This window comes from Nocardia uniformis NBRC 13702 (genome assembly GCF_001613345.1).
Classification (GTDB): Bacteria; Actinomycetota; Actinomycetes; order Mycobacteriales; family Mycobacteriaceae; genus Nocardia; species Nocardia uniformis.
This window is the reverse complement of the sequence record NZ_BDCE01000008.1, coordinates 83,793-102,976: the sequence shown is the minus strand read 5'-3', so window position 1 is coordinate 102,976 and position 19,184 is coordinate 83,793. Positions and strand designations below refer to the sequence as shown.

Here is a 19,184-nt window from a genome sequence, read left to right as displayed (position 1 = left end):
CGGAGGGGTCGGGCACTGCGACCGACCCTGCTTCAGCATCGACCGGGGTGCGATCCGCGTCCACATCGGGAGCCTCGGACAGTTCCACGGCAGCGGCTCGCGCCGCATCGCGATCGGCGGCCTTCGCGCCGGTGTCGGCATCCACCGCGCGTGCCGCCGCCACGGTGGCGGCATTCGAGGGCTCCGCCACGACCCGTCCGGCCGCGATTACAGCATCCGCGTCCACCGCGAGCAGTGCCGGATCCGCTTCCGCGGCGCCGCCGGAGGCGTCGGTTGCGGTCGAAACCGCTTCCAGCGCGGTCACATCCGCACCGCCTGTGGTTTGCGCCGGAGAGGCAGCAGCGGTGGACCGCTGGGCCGCGTTCGCCGCCACGGGATTGTCGCCGATGGCCGTTGCGTCCGGGCCGCCGAGATTGCCCGCACTCGGCTCGGTAGCCGCTTCCGTGGTGGAAGGTGAGTGCTGTTGCGCAGGAGCCCCGGCCTCACCTTCGACGGCGGGGACGCCAGCCGCAGCGGTGGATGCTCGCTCGCTGCCACCCCGCGCCGCCCCGGGTGCGGATGCACCAGCGGCCGGGATACCACCGGTGGCTACCTCAGCAGCTGCCGAGGGGGTCCCTGCGGCCGAATCCGGCTGTGCCACAAGAGCTATAGCGGCAGTTTGATCACCCCGAGGGGCCGTAGTCGGCGCGCCGTCTCCAGCAGCCACGGGCGAGGCGGCGGTAGACGAAGCGCGCTGCGCCACAGAGTCGCTCGCTGCGGAATCGGGCGTTGACGACTGCGCGGGCTGCGCGGCGGCGCCACCGCCGCGACTAGCGACAGACCGCGCCTCGGTCGTCGAATCCACCTGTGGCGCACCATGTTCTGCCACAGGAGCGACAATCGAAGCGCCCTGGGCCGCCGGAGCGGAACCCGACAGCTCACGCAGGGTGGGTGCGTCCTCGGCCATGACGGCACGAATAGCTTCGGCATTGTCCGGGGTGAGGGTCTGTAGGCGGCCCGCCCAGGCGGTGAGCTTCTCGATCCACGCGGGTTCGGTGACGGCACGGGCACTGGCGTAGCCGACCAGCATGAGGAGGGTTTCGCGGGCCTTGTCGAAATCACCTTCCGAGACCGTGGCCGTACCGCACGCGGACGCTGCGCTTGCAGGCCGCGCACCACCGGAATTCGCGGTGGAGGCCACCGAGCCCGAATCGGAGGCGGAACCGGCGGAACGCGTGGCCGCCGATTGCCGCTGCGCGGCAGTGGAGTTCGACGGCTCGGCGGTGGTTTTCGCGAAAGCCGGGGCGGTTTGGGTGGTTGCCGGATTGACCGATGCCGGATTGAGTTCAGCGGGACGGAACGCCGTGCCGGTTGCAGCGGCCGCCGCGCCCGCGCTCGCCGCTCCCCCCGTGACAGTCGCTGCACCACCGGTCGAAGTCGTCGCGCCCCCGGTCGCAGTGGTCGCGGCTTCGACGGAAGGGGTCACGCCCTCGGTGGCAGTAGTTGCTGCCGGCCCGGAGGCGGGCTGAGGGGGCTGGTCCGGAGCCGACGCCCGCTGTGCTCCACTCGGGGGCGCGTCGACGGGCGGGGGCGGTGTCGCCGCGCTCCGGCCCGCGCTACTCAGCGTCGGCGGGGTGGGCTGCGCGGGGGCTTGATTCGTCTCCGGGGCGGGAGTGGGGGCCTTTTCGGCCCGCAGGGCGGCGAGGGCTTCCGCACCTCGGCGGCGAGGTGCGCCGCCTGCCTCGGATTGCGGGGCGGCGGAGGCGGTTCGGGTCTCGGGAGCCGCCGGGGCGGCATCGGGGGTGGCTCGGCCACCAGCGGGCGCTTGACCACCGGCGGGGGCGGACGGCGGCATAGCTCCGCCCGCTATGCGGCGTTCAATGCGTTCAATGCGTTGCAGGGCCGCTGATTCGGCATCGGAGGCCGACGGGAGGAGCATGCGCGCCGCGATCACCTCGAGGAGGAGGCGGGGGGCCGTCGCGCCGCGCATCTCACCGAGGCCCTCGTGCAGGAGTTCGGCGTAGCGGGTGAGGGTGGCGGGGCCGATGCGGTGGGCCTGATCGCGCATGCGGTCGATGACATCGCCGGGGCCCGCGACGAGGCCGCGTTCGGTGGCGTCGGGGACGGCGCGCATGAGTATCAGGTCGCGGAGGCGTTCGAGGAGGTCGGTGGCGAAGCGGCGGGGGTCGTGGCCGGATTCGACCACGCGGTCGATGACACCGAAGAGGGTCGCGCCGTCATCGTCGGCGAGGGCCGCGATGGCGTCGTCGATGAGGGCGATATCGGTGACACCGAGCAGGGAGACCACGCGGGGGTAGGTGACACCCTCGGTTCCGGCTCCGGCGAGCAGCTGGTCGAGCACGCTGAGGCTGTCACGGGGCGAGCCACCGCCCGCGCGAATCACCAACGGGTAGACCGCTTCGTCGACCTGCACGCCTTCCTGATCGCAGATCTTGCCCAGCAGTCCGCGCATGGTGGCGGGCGGCAGCAGGCGGAAGGGGTAGTGGTGGGTGCGCGACCGGATGGTGGGCAGCACCTTGTCCGGTTCGGTGGTGGCGAAGACGAAGATGAGGTGCGCGGGCGGCTCCTCCACAATCTTCAGCAGTGCGTTGAAGCCCGCGGTGGTCACCATGTGCGCCTCGTCGACGATGAAGACGCGGTAGCGGGATTCGGCGGGTGCGTAGAACGCGCGGTCACGCAGTTCACGGGTGTCGTCGACACCGCCGTGGCTCGCGGCGTCGAGTTCGATCACGTCGAGGTTGCCCGGACCACCCGGCCCGAGGGCCACACACGACGAACACACCCCGCACGGGGTGGAGGTCGGACCCTCCACGCAGTTCAGCGAGCGCGCGAGAATGCGCGCCGATGAGGTCTTGCCACATCCGCGCGGTCCGGAGAATAGATACGCATGACTGATCCGGCCGGTGTCGAGCGCGGTGCTCAGTGGTTCGGTGACATGCTCCTGCCCCACCACTTCAGCGAATGTTGCCGGTCGGTACTTCCGGTACAAGGCCACGGCCAACAGGTTACTGGCTGGGGCCGACATGCCTCCGCCGCGCTCCGACTGTCCGCACCGAGGCACAGCACGGCCCCGCATCTCCCATTCCAGTCGCGGGAAAACGTGATTTGAATCACGTGCGAACCGAGCGCCCCGTTCATCCACACCGCACCGAATCCGGGTGCGGGAAGTTCACTCAGCAAATTCTCAGCGCGGCCATGAACGGATCTTTGCCGGATAACGCTGAGGTGCAAGATCACCATCTACAGACCTGCGCCCGGTTTCAACTCCGCATTGCGGACATAACGATCCAGTCAACCGATGGGGCAAGATCGCAATTGCTTGGCTAACGTGGATCTCGGCAACTTCGGTAGCCAAACCTTCATCAGGTTGGTGTCCCCGGCCGGTCCCTCATCCCGACCGGGGCGCAACCAAATCTCCCGGAGGAAACGCCCAGTGCCGTCGCACGACGACATCGCAGCCGCCTGGCTTTCCGGTACCGAGTTCGCCGGTAATCGCACCGCCGCTGATCTGCTGAGCCGAGCCATCAGCCCGCGAGAATTCGACCTGAACCGCGCATCGCTGCCGGTCACGGCCGCCGCCGATCCCGCTACCGCATCAGCCATCCTGGAACTGCTGCATCGCGGCCAAGTGCCGACCATGCCCGCCATCCGCACCCTCATCGAGCAGAACGACATGCGCCGCGAGGCCGAGCGCATCGAAAAGCTCGGCCGCCGCGCACAGCGCGGTATCGACGATTTCGGGCGGGTGATCGCGAAACTCACCGATGAATATTGGACGAGGCACAACACCGGTCCCACGCGCCGCGATATTCTGCTGGCCGAACCGGTCGTTACGCTTATTCGCGAGCATGTCGGTGAGATTCCACCGACCGCCATCAAACATCTGTGGTTGATCGAACGCGCCCAGCGCGCGGGGTGGATCGCCTACAACAATTCCCCCGGATCTCTTTGCGCCGGAAGGCGTTTCTATTCCGTGAAATACGGAAATCGCGTCTCACTGCGGCCGGTGAATGTAATCGGCACACTGGTGACCGCCTATCTGCGCGATCAGTTCGCCGAGCACGATCGGCCCCCGCGCTGGTCGGTACTGGCACATGAGCTGCGCGACGACCGTGGCCGCCGGGTATTCAACGACACCGCGGACGCCCGGGCGCAGCAGCGCTGGCTGACCACGGCGGAATGGATGGTGCTGCGCGACGACGGCCTGCCCCTGCCCGGGCCGCGCGGTATGCGAGCGCTCAACAAGAAAAGCCGACGTCCGGCCGCCGAGAAAGCGGCTTCCGGCGTCGGTGTGAGCATTTCTTAACATCGAGTCCACATTCCGTAACACACGGACCCTCTTCGTAACAACGCGGAAACGTGAGGTTTCGGTAACTTCCTTGAAACGCGATTCGCGTGGAAGGAGTTACCCCCGTGCCACCCACTCTCGATGCCGCCGCCACCGCCTGGTTGCTGGCCAGCACCGCTCTGGTGCTGCTCATGACGCCCGGTCTGGCGATTTTCTACGGCGGTATGGTGCGCTCCAGCGGCGTGCTCAACATGCTGATGATGAGCTTCATCTCCATCCCGCTGGTCACTGTGGCATGGCTGCTGATCGGTTACAGCCTGGCGTTCGGGGCGGACGCGGGCGGCGGGCTCATCGGCAATCTCGACCACCTCGGACTATCCGGCTTCGATCCGATGACGGTGCGGGTGACCGATGCGGAGGCGAATACCGGTATTCCGGACCTGCTGTTCGTCACCTTCCAGCTCACCTTCGCGATTTTGACCGTGGCCCTGGTGAGCGGCGCGATCGCCGATCGGGCCAAGTTCTCGGCGTGGATGGTGTTCGTACCGGTGTGGGCGATTGTCGTGTACGCGCCCATCGCGCACTGGGTATGGAATTCGGAAGGCTGGCTGGCCAAGTTCGGCGCGTTGGATTACGCGGGCGGTCTGGTCGTCGAAATCGCCTCGGGCGCTTCGGCGCTCGCGTTGGCGCTGGTACTGGGACCGCGCGTCGGCTTCAAGGTCGATGCCATGCGCCCGCACAATCTGCCGTTCGTACTCCTGGGCGCGGGGCTGCTGTGGTTCGGCTGGTTCGGTTTCAATGCCGGTTCGGCCCTGGCGGCCGATGGCACCGCGGCGGCGGTATTCCTGAATACGCTCGTGGCGGGCTGTCTCGGCATGCTGGGCTGGCTCGCGGTGGAGCAGGTGCGCGACGGACGCCCGACCACCTTCGGCGCGGCCTCGGGTGTGGTGGCCGGTCTGGTGGCGATCACGCCGTCCTGTGGATATGTGAATACGGTGGGCGCGCTCATTGTCGGTTTGCTCGCGGGCATGGTGTGTTCGTTCGCGGTGGGCTGGAAGTTCAAGGCGGGCTATGACGATTCGCTCGACGTGGTGGGTGTGCACTTCGTCGGTGGCGTGGTCGGTACGGCACTGATCGGCCTGCTCGCCACGCAGTGGATGACCGGTCCCGACGGTGCGGAGGGCCTGTTCTACGGCGGCGGACTCGGCCAGCTGGGTAAGCAGACGGTGGGCATTCTGGCGGTCGCCGCATGGGCATTCGGGCTGTCGTACCTGGTCGGCAAGGTGATCGACAAGATCATCGGCTTCCGGGTCAGCCGCGAGGACGAGGTCGGTGGAATCGACTTCGCGCTGCACGCCGAGACGGCGTATGCCGAAGGCGTGCACGGACATGCGGTGCGACGCATCAATGAAGGACCCCTCGGGCACTGAGCGCCTCACCGTCATCCCGGCATGACGGGCACCGCCCGAAGTTGTCAGTTCACCTTGCTCGCAGGCGCGGTGAAGGTATTGCACTGCGCGGTGCGGTTCTCGTCCAAGCCCACCTCGAACCAGGCGCCGCCATTCGCGGTGGTGCCGTGATCGCGCATATCGCCGGGGCCGTCGCCGCGGTGGTAGGCGTCGGTGCGGGCGACGCCGATCTGGCTGGAGGTGAGGGAGCCGCCGCCATTGGCGGCGGCCAGGTACATACCGTCGAAACAGTTGGCCTGCAATTCGGTTCGGCGGGAGAGTTCGAGGCCGGTATCGCTGCGCGCACCCGCTTCGCGGCGCTGTGCGTGCACCTTGCCGAGGATGCCGGACTGGGCCTGCACGTGGTGGCCGTACTCGTGGGCGAAGACGGACAGGTAGACGACCCAGTTCTGCTTGAAGACATCGGTCTGCAATTGGCTGACCGGCATGTAGATGGTCTTATCGGCGGAACAGTAGAAGGCCGCGAAATTAGTGCTGCTGCCGGTACACAGCGTGGTGATACCGCTGGTGGTCGCCGAAACCATGATCTTCGGCGGCTCGAAAGACAGGTTCACACCGGCGAATACGGGTTTCCACGCCGCCTCCAGGCAGGTCGCCGCGGAGTCGAAGAAGGCACGCGCCGTCGCCACATCGGTGCTCCACGGCGAGTAGTCGCAGCTCGCCGGGATGAGGGTGGCGTCCTGGTCGGTGACGAGCGGATTGCCCGCGGTCTCGGCGACGCCGAGTATGCCCGGATCGGTTTCATAGGTGGTATCCACCGAATCGCCGTAACCCAGGGTGTCCAAACCGGTTCGGACGGCGGTGCGCAGTAGCGCGAAGGTCACCAGGATTACGACAATGAGCAGTATCGGACCCCAGCGGAAACGACGTCGCGGTGGTGGGGCCGAATATCTGGTCGGCCCGTACGGGGTGGACGGGTACACGGGCGGACGCTGTTGCGGCGGTGTGTATCCGACCGGCGGCAGCGGCCGTGACATGGGAATGCCGTGCGGGGAGGCCTGCGGACCGGGTGGTTGCCGATAGCCCTGCGGCGGCGGAAAGCCTTGACGCTGTTGATAACCGGGACCGGGCTGTGGATAGCCGGGGGCGGGCGGATAGCCCTGGCGCTGGCCGGGCGGCGGCCCGGGCCTGCGGCCGGGCGGCGGCGGAACCGCCCGCCCGCCATGCGGAATCGGCCCCTGTCCGTACGGTGGTCGAGTCATTCCCCCGAACCCCCTCGTCACCTCGATATCACCGACAGCCGCTGAGGAAGGATAGCAAGCTGTCTAGAGTAGCTTTCCATGCAGATTTTTCGGGGGGGCGCTGTCCTCGCGCTGCTCGCCCTGGTGGGCCTACTCGCCCCGGCCGCTCTCGCTCAGACCGAGTCCGAAGGCGTGCGGATCGTCGCGGACGTGAGTCTCGGGTCGGACGGTCTGCTGCGGGTCACCGAGACGGTGGTGGTGCCCGAGGGCGGGGAGTTCCGACAGGTACTGCCATTGCGGGTGCAGATCAGCGCGGGCGTGGAACGCAATTTCCAGGTGACGGACGTGGAGTCGACCGGGGCCGGGGAGACGACGATCGGCGACGACCGCTTCACTATCGAGGCCCGTCCCGGCGAATCCACCTTCAAGTACACGGTGCACAACACGGTCAGCGAAACGACCGGGGCGCAGGTGTTCCATTGGACCGGCGTGCTCAATACCGATGTGGCGTCCATCGAGGCGACTGTGAGCAGTCCCGATTTCCGGATGGGCATCACCGAGTGCAGTATCGGCCCGCCCGGAAAGCCGGAGGACTGCGCCGATATTCGGGTCGAGCCGGACGGCTTCGCCCATTTGGAGAAGACCGATCTGCGCAAGGGGGACGTCATCGATGTGACCCTGCAGGTGCCGCCGGGGACGGTAGCGGCGAATGCCGATATCGAGGATGCCAATGCGACCGGGCCGTTTTCGATCACCGGTCCCGTGCTGGCGGCCTTCCTGGCCCTGCTGATCGGGTTGGCCGCGGCCGCCGGATATGTGATGTGGGCGCGGCGGCAGGAAACCCCGCGGGGCACCGAGGTCATCGATCCGCTTGTACGCGAGCGCGATCGGACACTGTTCACCTCACCGGACGGAGTACTGCCGGGTACGGCCGGGCTTTTGATCGACGGACACGTCGATCCCCGCGATCTCGCCGCGACGGTGGTGGACCTGACCGTGCGCCGCTATATCTGGGTGAGCGCGATCGACGATTCCGACTGGCGCATCTCGCGGCTGCATCCGGTCGACGATCAGCTGACTCGGCACGAGCACGCGGTGTATTCCGCACTGCTGCCGGGGGATACGGATTCGGTGCTGATTTCGGAGCTGCGCGGACGCGTGGACGCGGCCGCGGTGCGTAAGGCATTGGTCGCCGATGCGGTCGAGCAGGGCGTATTCGTGGACCGGACACGGCGCGGGCCCGAATTCTGGCTCGGCGCGGCGCTTATCGTGGTCGGCGCGATCGCCACCGTCGGGCTGGCCCTCGGCCCCGGCCACGCGCTGGTCGGGGTGGCCATTGCCCTCGGCGGCGTGGCGGCACTGCTGCTCCCCCGCTATCTCCCGTCCCGTACCACCGCCGGACGGGAACTGACCGAGCGCGCTCGCGCCATGCAGCGCGGTCTGGACGCCATTGCCCGCGAACAGATCCCACCGGCCGATCAGGAACTGGTCTTCTCCCGAGCGCTGCCGTTCGCGGTGGCCTCGCGCCGCACCGACCATTGGATTCGCGCGTTCCGCGATCTGAACCCCGGCTCCGACGGTCAACCCGGCCTGTACTGGTTCGGCGGCTTCGACCGCGACCGCAACCTCTACCAGTTCGCGAGTCACTTCCCGTATTTCATTACGGCCGTGGAGGGGCTGTTCACGCCGGGTAAGCACTAAGCGACTGGTCAGAAGTGCTGCGCGTACCGCTCGTCATCCCGGCGTGCTTTTGGCCGAGATCCACACCACGCGGTGCCTATTCGAGTGTGGATTCCGGCCAAAAGCATGCCGGAATGACGGGGGATACGTGCGGTATTTCCCGCCGCCCGCTCAGCTTTCACGTCTACCCGCTCAGCTCCCACGTCTAACGGGTTCGGATCGCCCGTCGGATTGCGCTGATCGGGTCCGCGTAGAAGACACTCAACGAGGTTACCGCGGCGGCGGATTCCTGCACCCGGCCGCCGAAGCGGCTGATGCGCAGGTCGGCGTCCGGCAGTTCGGTGTTCCGCGTGAATGCCGCTGCTACCCGGTCGATTCCGGGGCGATAGCCGGTGAAGGCCTGACCGCCGAGAATGACCCGGTCGGGATTGAACATATCGCGGATCAGGGCGGCGGTGCGGCCCAGGATTTCGGCCCGTTCGATCAGCAGGTCGCGCGCGGCGGCATCGGTGTCAGCGGTGCGATAGAGATCGGTGATCCGGGCGCGGCGGGCGGCCTCCGGCTTGGGCAGGATGCCCTGGCGCACGGCGCGCGACAGTAGTTCGCGCTCACCGATGGTGGCTTCCAAGCAGCCGCGACGGCCGCAGCGGCATTCCACCTCCGAGCCGGTGGGCAGGTGGGTGATGGAACCGGGACCGTTGGCGGGGGTGTGCACCCGGTCGTGCAGAGTCACTGCCACACCGGCGGTTTCGCGGGCGTAGATGTAGAGGCTGCTGCCGGGCCGGGCGTCCGGATCGCGCGGGGTCAACAACAGTTCGGCGGCCGCCATGGCCTCGACATGGGCGGAGACCGAAACCGGCAGGTCCAGAACGGCGCTGAAGACGGCGGCCACCGGTGCGGCGGTCCAACCGAGGCGGGGATGGTCGACGACACCGGCGGCGGCGTCGACCCGACCCGCGAGCGCCACGCCGGTCCACAGCGGCCGGCGACGCGGCAGGCGATCGAGAAATGCCTTGGCGCTGCGCGCCACAATGGTCAGCGCCGCATCCTGACCGGTCTGCGGGGTGGCGATCTCCAGTCCGCCGAGAATGCGGCCGGACAGGTCAGCGGCGATTATGCGGGTGACGGTGAACCCGATGTGCACACCGAGGGTCATGAAGGTGTCGGTATCCACCTCGAACGGCAGACGCGGGCGGCCGACCGCACCGGATGCGGTGAGATCAGGGCGCTCTCGCAGTAGTCCGGTCGAAAGTAGCGCCGATACTTGGCGATTCACGGTGGCAATACTCAAACCGGTGGTCTGAGCGGCGATATCGCGGAATATCGGCCCGCGGGTGGCCGAGCGCAGGACGGCTGCGGCCGGATTATCGGCAACGCGGAGCTCCGGCGGTACGGCCGGACGCGCCGGAGCCAGGCGCGCGGTCGCGGAAACAGGGGAATGCGGTCGCGTGGTAGCGGGGCTGGACACGATTTCGAAGTCCTTGCTGCGGTCTGCGTCGGCTGACGAGATGTGTCGACATGGGAATCGGCGGAGCAGCGAGGAGCCCTCGGTACTGGGACCTCGGGGTCAGAACTCGGCTGCGCGACGGCGGGAACAACACAGTTCCCGCTGTCGCGGCAGCCGCACACCCAGCGCGACGGTCACATACGTGACTCGTGCGGCATCGGGGCGACTGGCGGACATGTCGGTCAACTTATCATCCGACGAATCCGCTACGCCAGGCACAATCCCAGGCCGAAAGCCTGATCCACCAGTCCTATTCGACATCCACCCGTCAGCGGTGACCCCGGTCATACTCACACCGAATGGTGAGGCGCGCTGCTTTCCCTTGCCTCGACCGCCTCGCGGGGCGTGTCCTGAAGAGGTCGACAACCTGACCCATTCGTCCGAGCGAGCGGGGGTGATCGTCCTTCAGAACGGTGAGAACTCCTTCGACTGAGCCGATACGAGAAGAGCCCGCCCGATCCACTTCGGGCGGGCTCTTCGCCGTTCGCGGCACCTGAAACACGGGTGGGGATCGAAAGAATCCGGACGATTCCAACCGGTGCCCCGGCGGCCCGGGGCGCCGATCATCGGCTAGGTCATCGATCCGGTCTCCAGATCCCCGATCCACCGAGGTTTCGCGTTGTCCGCACTCGCTACAAGGTCGACACCCGACCGCATCACCCGTCCCGCCCCAACACTACCCAGCCCCTGGCTGCGGCTGGTCAGTCCGCTGGTCCTCCTCGCGGCCTGGCAGCTCGCCAGCTCCACCGGCGTACTCCCCGAACGGCTGTTGGCCGCGCCGACCACGGTCGTCCACACCACCCTCGAACTGCTGCGTGACGGCACCCTGACCGACGCGATTTCGGTATCGCTGCGCCGCGCCGCACTCGGATTCGTCATCGGCGCGATCGCCGGTATCGGACTGGCCGTCCTGGCCGGACTGAGCCGCATCGGCGAATACGCGGTCGACCCGCCCATGCAGATGCTGCGAACCCTCCCGTTCTACGGGCTCATTCCGCTGCTCATCCTGTGGTTCGGGATCGGGGAGTTGCCGAAGATCACGCTCGTCGCCTTCGGCGTCGCCATCCCGCTGTACCTGAACACCTTCGCCGGAATCCGGGGTGTGGACGGCAAACTCGCTGAACTCGCCCGCGTCCAACAACTCGGAAAACCGGCACTGCTCGGCCATATCGTGCTCCCCGGCGCGCTCCCGCAAACCCTGGTCGGGCTGCGGCAGTCCCTCGGCGTCGCCTGGCTGGCACTGATTGTCGCCGAACAGGTCAATGCCGATGCCGGGCTCGGCTACCTCATCAATAACGCCCGCGACTTCCTTCGCACCGACGTCATCGTGGTCGGGCTGCTCGTATACAGCGTGCTCGGCCTACTCACCGATGCCGCCGTCCGGCTGATCGAAAGGAGAGCGCTCGCATGGCGACGCGGATTCTTGAACTGAACGACACTCGCGCCGAGGTGGTCGGGACTTCGGCCGATCAGGCTCCGGTCGCGCGAATCACCGGTCTGGGCAAGACCTTCGGTGAGCGCGAGGTGCTCACCGATATCGACCTGGAGATCGAGCGCGGTGAGTTCGTGGCACTGCTCGGACGCAGTGGCTCCGGTAAGTCCACGCTGCTGCGCGCACTCGCCGGACTCGACGGCGACCACACCGGCACGCTGACCGTCGATGGTGCGGTAGCGGTGGCCTTCCAGGAACCACGACTGGTGCCGTGGAAGCGGGTGCTGGCCAATATCACCCTGGGACTGCGACATCCGCAGCCGCGGCGGGCGGCACGCGTCGCGCTGGAGGAGGTCGGGCTCGTGGAGCGGGCCGACGCCTGGCCGCTGACCCTATCCGGCGGTGAGGCACAGCGCGCCTCCCTGGCTCGCGCGCTGGTTCGCGAGCCGGATCTGCTACTCCTCGACGAACCATTCAGCGCGCTGGATGCCTTGACACGGATCACTATTCACAATCTGGTTCAGCAACTGTGGATACGGCACCGGCCCGGCGTGCTGCTGGTGACGCACGATGTGGACGAGGCCCTGCTCCTGGCCGACCGCACGCTCGTGCTCGGCGACGGTCGGATCGCGCACGAAACCCGCATCGACCTGCCCCGTCCGCGCCATCGCGACCACCCCGGATTCCTCGCGCTGCGCCGCGAACTACTCGCCGAACTCGGCGTCACCCCGGAGGGAACCGCATGATCTCGCGACGCCTGCTGGCCGCCACCCTCGCACTGACCACCGCCCTGGTAACCGGCTGCGGCAGTGCCGATTCCGGGGAGGGTGCCGTCCGCGCCGACGGTTCGGTGGACCTGTCCAAGGTCACGCTGCGTATCGGCGACCAGAAGGGCACCGGCACCCAGGCCCTGCTGGAGGCCGCGGGCGAACTGAAAGACATTCCATACCGGATCGAATGGTCGCAGTACACCTCCGGCCCGCCCATGCTGGAGGCCATCAATGCCGGCGCGGTCGATATCGGCGGCGTCGGCAATGCCCCACCGGTTTTCGCGGCCGCCGCCGGTTCCGAGATCAAAATAGTGTCGGCCTATCAGGTCGGCACCGTCGGCCAGGCCATCGTGGTGCCCCGGGATTCGCCATTGCGATCACCGAATGATCTGCGCGGCAAGAAGATCGCGGTGTCCAAGGGCAGCTCCGCGCACCACCATCTGCTCGCCGTGCTCACCGGGGCCGGACTCACCTTCGCCGATATCGAACCGCAGTATCTGCAACCCGCCGACGCGCTGGCCGCCCTCACCACCGGCCGCGTCGACGCCTGGGCCATCTGGGATCCCTTCACCGCGCAAGCGCAGAAGCAGGCCGAAGCGCGAATCCTGGTGGACGGCAAAGGCTATGTGCAAGGCGATGCCTTCTACGTCGCGGGCGACAAGGCGCTGGGCGGTACCGCCGCTTCGACCGCCCTGCGCGATCTACTGGATCGCATCAAGCGCGCACACAGCTGGGTCAATGGCAATACCGAGACCTGGGCGCGTACCTTCGCACAGCTCACCGGCCTGCCCTATGACGTCGCACTGCTCGCGGTCTCCCGGGAGCCGTATCTCGACCACCCGATCGACGACACCACCATTGCCGCCGAACAGCGCGTGGCCGACGGTTTCGCCGATGCCGGACTCATCCCGAAGCGCGTCACCATCACCGACTTCGTCGATACCCGCTTCAACGACCTCTACCCGATTGCCTGAAACGGAGATAACCCGAATGACATTGTCGTTCCATTGGTTCCTGCCCACCTACGGTGACTCCCGCAATCTGGTCGCGGGTGGTCACGGCACCGCCATGTCGGGTGACCGACCCGCCTCGCTGCGCTATCTCAACCAGATCGCCGGGGCCGCGGAGGAGAACGGCTTCGAATCGGTGCTCACCCCCACCGGTGCGTGGTGCGAGGATGCCTGGCTCACCACCGCCATGCTGGTCGAGACCACCCGGACACTGAAATTCCTGGTGGCGCTGCGCCCCGGACTGATCAGCCCAACCCTGGCCGCGCAAATGGCCGGAACATTCCAGCGGCATTCCGACGGCCGCCTGCTCGTCAATGTGGTCACCGGCGGTGAGAGCCACGAACAGCGCGCCTTCGGCGACCACCTCGGCAAGGAACAGCGCTACCGGCGCACCGGGGAATTCCTGGATGTGGTGCGTCGGCTGTGGCGGTCACGGGAGCCGATCAGCCTTGCGGGCGAACATATTCGGGTTGAGAACGCGCTGCTGACCAACCATCCCGATCCGGTGCCGCCGATCTTCTTCGGCGGGTCGTCGCAGGCGGCCGGACCGGTCGCGGCCGAGCACGCCGACACCTACCTGACCTGGGGTGAACCGCTTTTCGCCGTTGCCAGGAAGCTCGACTGGATTCGTGGACTGGCGGTGGACCGCGGCCGCGTGCTCGACTACGGGCTGCGCATCCACATTATTACCCGCGATACCTCCGAGGCGGCCTGGGCCGAAGCCGACCGTCTGCTCGCCGGGATCGATCCGGCCGATGTCGAACGCGTGCAGGCGAGTTTGGCCCGCAGCGAATCCGAGGGGCAGCGCCGTATGTCCGAACTACACGGCGGCGACACCTCGCGACTGGAAATCGCGCCCAACCTGTGGGCGGGCGTGGGACTCGTACGCGGCGGCGCCGGAACCGCCCTCGTCGGCTCCCACGAAGAGGTGGCGCAACGGCTCATCGAATACTCGCGCCTCGGTATCAGCCAGTTCATCCTCTCCGGTTATCCACATGTGGAAGAGGCGTACTGGTTCGGCGAGGGCGTACTGCCGATCCTGAAGCAGCGCGGACTGTGGAAACCCGAGGGCCACCAGCTCGTTCGGCCCGCCGCCACTCCGTTCACCGCGGCCGCCGCCAGCAGCTGATACGAGCGACCCGCTCGGTCCACCGGATCGAGCGGGTCCGGTCACTGGAGGGGTGTCCACATACCTCGGAGGTGGACCTATTCTTCATTCCGGCATACTCCGGCCGAGATCCACTACGCGCGGTGCGGATTCCGGCCAAAGCACGCCGGAATGACGAGGCGGGGCACTCCGGACATTGCTGGACACCGCACTATTCGGCCTTGGCGGCCGCCTTCGCCTGCTTCTTGAATTCCCGTACCTGGCCCAGGGATTCGGCATCGGTCACATCCGCGACCGAGCGGCGGGAATCCGGCTCGCCGTATGCGCCCGCCGCCTCGCGCCAGCCCTGCGCCTGCAACCCCTCCTGTTTCCCCAACAGCGCCAGGAAGATTCGGGCCTTCTGGTCGCCGAAACCGGGCAGGGCCTTCAAACGCTTCAGCACTTCCTTGCCATCGGGATTTCCATCGGTCCACAGCCCCGACGTGCGGCCGTCGTAGTGCTCGATGACGTAGCGGGCCAACTCCTGTATGCGGCGGGCCATCGACCGGCCGTAGCGGTGGATCGCCGGTGGTGTCGCACCCAGCTCCTCGAATTCCGCGGGATCGGCGTCCGCGATCTTGTGGATATCGAAGCCGCCCATTCGTTCGGCGATCTTCCGCGGGCCGCGGAACGCATGCTCCATCGGAAACTGCTGATCGAGCGCCATGCCGACGAGTAATGCGAAATCGTCGGTCGAGAGCAGCTCGTCGGCTTGCGGGTCCTGCGCAATACATACCTTGCGGGTCGCCATGGATCGATCATCGCATCTGCGGGTGGACAACTCCGCCTCTGCCACCCCTTTGCGGCCGTGACCCGGCGCAATCGGATGATCGTGACCCAGATCACAGGTCTGGCCGTGCGACCTCGGCGAAGCCGAGTAGGGTCGGCGACATGCCTGACACTATGGCGTTCAACACAGCGGCATCCGTGCCGCACAACGGCACGGGGTCCGGGCTGGCACCGGACCGATTCGATAAGGACGGCCAGGACCAGCTGGTCGATATTCGCGATCTACGGGCCGCGCTACCGGGTATCCGGAGCCTGCGGCACTGGGCCCACGAGGCGCTCGCCCTGCGACCGGGCGAAAATGCCGTCGATATCGGGTCCGGCGCCGGTTCGGAGATACTCACCTTCGCCGAACGGGTCGGGCCCGCCGGCACCGCCGTCGGCGTCGAACCCGACCCCTCCCTGCTGGCCGCGGCCGAGCGCCGTGCGCACCAGACCGGATCCAGCGCGAAATTCGTGCCCGGCGACGCCTACGGGCTGCCGTTCGGCAACGACACCTTCGACGTGGCCCTGTGCGAGCGGGTCTTCCAACACCTGACCGCCCCCGCCCGCGCGGTCGGCGAAATCACCCGCGTGCTCAAGCCCGGCGGTCGCGTGGTGATCATGGACAGCGACTGGGGTACCGCGATCGTCCACCCCGGCGATCCCCAGGTGGTGCACAAGGTCATCGAAACCATGATCAGCAGCACCACCAACCCGTTCGCGGGTCGCAAACTCGCCGGACAGCTGACCCGGGCCGGACTCGTGGTCGACGATATCGGCTCGCACGCCCTGATCCAGGATCAGCGTGCCGGAGCCGGAGCGCTGGTCGCCCGCGTCGCCGATATGGCCGTGGCCCGCGGTGCCATCACCGAGGGCCAGCGCGATCAATTGGTCGCCGACCTGGAGGCGGGTGCCGCCTCCGGCGATATCCACCTGTCGGTGACCATCTTCGCCGTCCTGGCGCACAAGCCGAACTGAGACAGAGAAAGACGAGAGGGGGCGCGCACCGTTCGGTGCGCGCCCCCTCTCGGTGTGGTCCTACTTACCGGCTGCGAGCAGCTTCTCGGTCGCCGCGAAAAGGACGCAGGTGGCCAGGCCGTCCATGGCCTTCTCCAGTTCCTCCAGTTTGGGGAAGCTGGGGGCGATGCGAATGTTCTTGTCCTCGGGATCTTTTCCGTAGGGGAAGGACGCACCGGCGGGGGTCAGGGCGATACCGGCCTCCTTCGCGAGCGTCACCACCCGGCTCGCGGTGCCCTCCAGGACATCGAGGCTGATGAAGTAGCCGCCTTTGGGCTCGGTCCAGGACGCGACCTTGGACGCGCCGAGGCGGTCTTCCAGAATGCGCAGTACCAGTTGGAATTTCGGCTCCAGGATGGCGCGGTGCTTCTGCATATGCGCGCGCACTCCGTCGGCATCGCCGAAGAAGCGGACGTGGCGCAGCTGGTTCACCTTGTCCGGGCCGATGGACTTCTTGGCCGCGTACTTCAGATACCAGTCCAGGTTGGCCTTGGACGCGCCGATAAAGCTGACGCCCGCGCCCGCGAAGGTGATCTTGGAGGTGGAGGCGAAGACCAGGGGGCGGTTGGGATTACCGGCGGCGGCCGCCAGGCCGAGCACATCCAGTACCGGATCCGCGGTGTCGGTCAGCGGGTGCACGGCGTAGGCGTTGTCCCAGATGAGACGGAAATCGGCTGCCGCGGTGGGCATCGAAACCAGTTCGCGCACAACCTCTTCGGAGAAGGTGACACCGGTCGGGTTGGAATAGTTCGGCACCGCCCACAGGCCCTTGATGGTCGGATCGGCGGCCACCAACTCCGCGATGGCGTGTACATCCGGACCGGCGTGGCCCATCGGAATCGGGATCATCTCGAACCCGAGCGCCTCGGTAATAGCGAAGTGCCGGTCGTATCCGGGCGCGGGACACAGGAACTTGCGTACCGGCTCATCCACCCAGCGGCGCGGCGAATCCGCCGTCCCGTGCAGCATGGCGAACACGATCACATCGTGCATGAGTTCCAGGCTGGCGTTATTGCCCGCCAGCAGGTTGTCCACCGGAATCCCCAGCAGCTCACCGAAGATGGCGCGCAGCTCCGGGAGACCGTGCAGACCACCGTAATTGCGGACATCGACACCCGAGCCGTCGCGGTAGTCTTCGACGCCCGGCAGGGACAGCAGGTCTTTCGACAGGTCCAACTGCTCGGGCGAGGGCTTGCCCCGGGTGATATCCAGCGTGAGCTTCTCGGTCTTGAGCTTCGCGTAGTTCGCATTCTGCGTCTCGTGTTCGGACACGAGTTCCGCGTGGCTCATCAAACCGATTTGCGTTTGCCGGGGCATCCTCGAAGCCTTTCCAACGGCGTGGGGGTGATTGTTCGATCCGCGGTGGCGGACCCAGCGCCCCACGTTACTCGGCGTTCGCCCCGACGTGGCAGGTATATACGGGAGAGATCATGGCCGGAAAGCGCGACATCGGCCGGAAATTAAAGGGGACCCAGCGCACCCGGCAGAGCCCGTTGACCCTTGCTGCCTTCCGGCCCTGGGGGAGTTCACAGGATGCGCGCCGCGCTGGATCCGTCGGCCAGTGTAGCCGCTCACCGCGACCCGCGCCGCGCCGGGTCGCTACGATCTGAGCGACATTGCGGGGAGGCCCGCTCTACACCGAGGGGAACAGCAGTGACAGGGACGAACCCGCCGCCGGGCGGCTCACAGGATCCGGGCAATCACCAGGAAACCGCCCAGTGGTGGGCGACCCCGCCCGCCGGGACGGACTCCCAGCCGGTCCAGGGCGACCCGACCATGCTGAACTACGGCGGCGGACAACCGGTTCCGGCAGACCCCACCATGCTGAACTACGGCGGCGGACAACCGGTTCCGGCAGACCCCACCATGTTGAACTACGGCGGCGGCGCGGTGGGTTACACACCTCCGCAGCAGCAGAGCCCTCCGCAGCAGCCGAACTACGGTGGCCAGCCGGGCTATGCCAGCGGCCCCGCGCCGGTGCAGCCCCCGTACGCCAGCGGCCCCGCCCCGGTGCAGCCGATGTACGGCGGTGGCTACCCACAGCCGCCGCGCCCGCCGTCGGGCAATAAGACCGGGGTGATTGTCGGCGGCATTATCGGTCTGGTGGTCTGCGTCGGTATCGCCATCGGCGCTGTCGCCATCTTCAGCAGCGACGATCCGATCAAGATCGGTGAAATCGACCAACCTGTCGCCGCCGAGGGCAAGTACACGATGGATGGCGTCAACAACGCCTGCACCCTCATCACGCCGTCCGCGGTGTCCAAGTGGGCGAGGAACGCCAAGGGCTCGCCGAAGAATTCCGAGACCCAGGGCAACGATTATTCCGGCGGCAAGCTCAAATGCGACGCCGACTACACCGAGCCGGGGCCAGGGAAGTACAGCTTGGACACCAATGCCGACATCGCCCTCGAAGTGTCGTTCCTCGGCCCGAGCACGAAGTACCGCACCCCCGATCCCGATTACAAGTCCTGGAAGGAACGTGCCACCGAGACCACCGGCAGCGGTATCGCCTTCGGCGACGTGACCGGCATCGGCGAGGAGGGGTACTGGTACTCGAAGACCGACGGTTACAGCTCCATCGAAAACCTCACCTACACGGTCGGCGCCCGCGACAGCAATGTGTCGGTCAAGGTGACGATCACGCTCCGTCGCGACGAGCAGTCCCCCGCCAGCAAGGAAGAAGTGGGCCAGGTCGCCAAGGAACAGGTGCAGAAGGCACTCGACTCCCTGCCCAAAAAGTAGCTCCCACCGCCCCATTTGCTTTTCCCCCCAGGGCAGCCGGTATATTCCTCTGCGGAGGATTCGCCTAGTGGCCTATGGCGCTCGCCTGGAACGCGGGTTGGGTTAACGCCCTCAGGGGTTCAAATCCCCTATCCTCCGCCATGGCAAACGCCCCTGACCGGCTTTCAGCTGGT

Annotated in this window: 13 protein-coding genes, 1 tRNA gene, 1 other RNA gene and 1 pseudogene; 10 read left to right on the top strand and 6 right to left on the bottom strand. The window is 67.1% G+C overall.

Features of this window, described 5'->3' with window-relative positions; all coding sequences use genetic code 11:
- Positions 1-1,426 precede the first annotated feature (1,426 nt).
- Positions 1,427-2,995: pseudogene (locus tag NU1_RS44455) on the bottom strand (DNA polymerase III subunit gamma and tau); the annotation flags it as partial.
- 438 nt (positions 2,996-3,433) lie between these two features.
- On the opposite strand from NU1_RS44455, the gene NU1_RS02585 reads away from it, so the two are divergent.
- Both NU1_RS02585 and NU1_RS02580 read left to right on the top strand, forming a co-directional pair.
- Positions 3,434-4,306, top strand: a complete 873-nt coding sequence (locus NU1_RS02585; protein WP_067516924.1) for a hypothetical protein — start codon at positions 3,434-3,436, stop codon at positions 4,304-4,306.
- 107 nt (positions 4,307-4,413) lie between these two features.
- On the top strand, positions 4,414-5,718 hold the full coding sequence (locus NU1_RS02580) for an ammonium transporter (protein ID WP_067516922.1): 1,305 nt from the start codon (positions 4,414-4,416) through the stop codon (positions 5,716-5,718).
- Positions 5,719-5,762: 44 nt separating this feature from the next.
- Here NU1_RS02580 and NU1_RS02575 read toward each other — a convergent pair whose 3' ends face one another.
- A complete protein-coding gene (locus NU1_RS02575) occupies positions 5,763-6,959 on the bottom strand; it encodes a neutral zinc metallopeptidase (RefSeq protein WP_245719914.1) in 1,197 nt (398 codons plus the stop codon).
- Positions 6,960-7,037: 78 nt separating this feature from the next.
- Between NU1_RS02575 and NU1_RS02570 the strand changes: the two genes are divergently transcribed.
- Entirely contained in the window at positions 7,038-8,639 is a 1,602-nt protein-coding gene (locus NU1_RS02570; RefSeq protein ID WP_067516920.1) for a DUF2207 family protein, read from the top strand.
- Between the two features lie 184 nt (positions 8,640-8,823).
- Here NU1_RS02570 and NU1_RS02565 read toward each other — a convergent pair whose 3' ends face one another.
- On the bottom strand, positions 8,824-10,086 hold the full coding sequence (locus NU1_RS02565) for an ROK family protein (protein ID WP_067516918.1): 1,263 nt from the start codon (positions 10,084-10,086) through the stop codon (positions 8,824-8,826).
- Between the two features lie 658 nt (positions 10,087-10,744).
- Here NU1_RS02565 and NU1_RS02560 point away from each other — a divergent pair.
- Genes NU1_RS02560 through NU1_RS02545 form a run of 4 tightly spaced genes read left to right on the top strand, consistent with a single transcriptional unit; the run spans position 10,745 to position 14,466 of the window.
- Entirely contained in the window at positions 10,745-11,557 is an 813-nt protein-coding gene (locus NU1_RS02560) for an ABC transporter permease (RefSeq protein ID WP_084520918.1), read from the top strand.
- Entirely contained in the window at positions 11,533-12,303 is a 771-nt protein-coding gene (locus NU1_RS02555; protein WP_084520917.1) for an ABC transporter ATP-binding protein, read from the top strand. The genes NU1_RS02560 and NU1_RS02555 overlap by 25 nt, the downstream gene beginning before the upstream one ends.
- Positions 12,300-13,301 (top strand): ABC transporter substrate-binding protein, encoded by a 1,002-nt coding sequence (locus NU1_RS02550; RefSeq protein WP_170264289.1) that lies wholly within the window; start codon positions 12,300-12,302, stop codon positions 13,299-13,301. The genes NU1_RS02555 and NU1_RS02550 overlap by 4 nt, the downstream gene beginning before the upstream one ends.
- A gap of 16 nt (positions 13,302-13,317) precedes the next feature.
- Positions 13,318-14,466: an LLM class flavin-dependent oxidoreductase gene (locus NU1_RS02545; protein ID WP_067516916.1), complete on the top strand. Its 1,149-nt coding sequence runs from the start codon at positions 13,318-13,320 to the stop codon at positions 14,464-14,466.
- Between the two features lie 190 nt (positions 14,467-14,656).
- On the opposite strand, the gene NU1_RS02540 is transcribed toward NU1_RS02545, so the two are convergent.
- The gene (locus tag NU1_RS02540; RefSeq protein WP_067516914.1) at positions 14,657-15,235 is read right to left on the bottom strand and encodes an HhH-GPD-type base excision DNA repair protein; all 579 of its coding nucleotides are present in this window, start codon (positions 15,233-15,235) and stop codon (positions 14,657-14,659) included.
- Positions 15,236-15,387: 152 nt separating this feature from the next.
- Here NU1_RS02540 and NU1_RS02535 point away from each other — a divergent pair, with 152 nt between their 5' ends.
- A complete protein-coding gene (locus NU1_RS02535; protein WP_084520916.1) occupies positions 15,388-16,230 on the top strand; it encodes a methyltransferase domain-containing protein in 843 nt (280 codons plus the stop codon).
- Positions 16,231-16,290: 60 nt separating this feature from the next.
- Here the strand turns inward: NU1_RS02535 and NU1_RS02530 are convergent, their stop codons facing one another.
- On the bottom strand, positions 16,291-17,586 hold the full coding sequence (locus NU1_RS02530) for an aspartate aminotransferase type Ic (RefSeq protein WP_067516912.1): 1,296 nt from the start codon (positions 17,584-17,586) through the stop codon (positions 16,291-16,293).
- 144 nt (positions 17,587-17,730) lie between these two features.
- An RNA gene (gene ffs / locus NU1_RS02525) (signal recognition particle sRNA small type) lies at positions 17,731-17,825 on the bottom strand.
- Between the two features lie 97 nt (positions 17,826-17,922).
- Between ffs and NU1_RS02520 the strand changes: the two genes are divergently transcribed.
- Together NU1_RS02520 and NU1_RS02515 are read left to right on the top strand one after the other, a co-directional pair.
- Positions 17,923-19,011 carry a hypothetical protein gene (locus NU1_RS02520; RefSeq protein WP_067516910.1) on the top strand — a complete coding sequence of 363 codons (1,089 nt, stop codon included), beginning with the start codon at positions 17,923-17,925 and terminating at the stop codon, positions 19,009-19,011.
- A 53-nt stretch (positions 19,012-19,064) separates the two neighbouring features.
- A tRNA-Ser gene (locus NU1_RS02515) sits at positions 19,065-19,152 on the top strand.
- Positions 19,153-19,184 lie beyond the last annotated feature (32 nt).

Coding starts and splice junctions, on each gene's coding strand:
- NU1_RS02575 (WP_245719914.1), bottom strand. CDS start 6,959: ATGACTCGACCACCGTACGGACAGGGGCCGATTCCGCATGGCGGGCGG.
- NU1_RS02570 (WP_067516920.1), top strand. CDS start 7,038: ATGCAGATTTTTCGGGGGGGCGCTGTCCTCGCGCTGCTCGCCCTGGTG.
- NU1_RS02555 (WP_084520917.1), top strand. CDS start 11,533: ATGGCGACGCGGATTCTTGAACTGAACGACACTCGCGCCGAGGTGGTC.
- NU1_RS02550 (WP_170264289.1), top strand. CDS start 12,300: ATGATCTCGCGACGCCTGCTGGCCGCCACCCTCGCACTGACCACCGCC.
- NU1_RS02545 (WP_067516916.1), top strand. CDS start 13,318: ATGACATTGTCGTTCCATTGGTTCCTGCCCACCTACGGTGACTCCCGC.
- NU1_RS02540 (WP_067516914.1), bottom strand. CDS start 15,235: ATGGCGACCCGCAAGGTATGTATTGCGCAGGACCCGCAAGCCGACGAG.
- NU1_RS02535 (WP_084520916.1), top strand. CDS start 15,388: ATGGCGTTCAACACAGCGGCATCCGTGCCGCACAACGGCACGGGGTCC.
- NU1_RS02530 (WP_067516912.1), bottom strand. CDS start 17,586: ATGCCCCGGCAAACGCAAATCGGTTTGATGAGCCACGCGGAACTCGTG.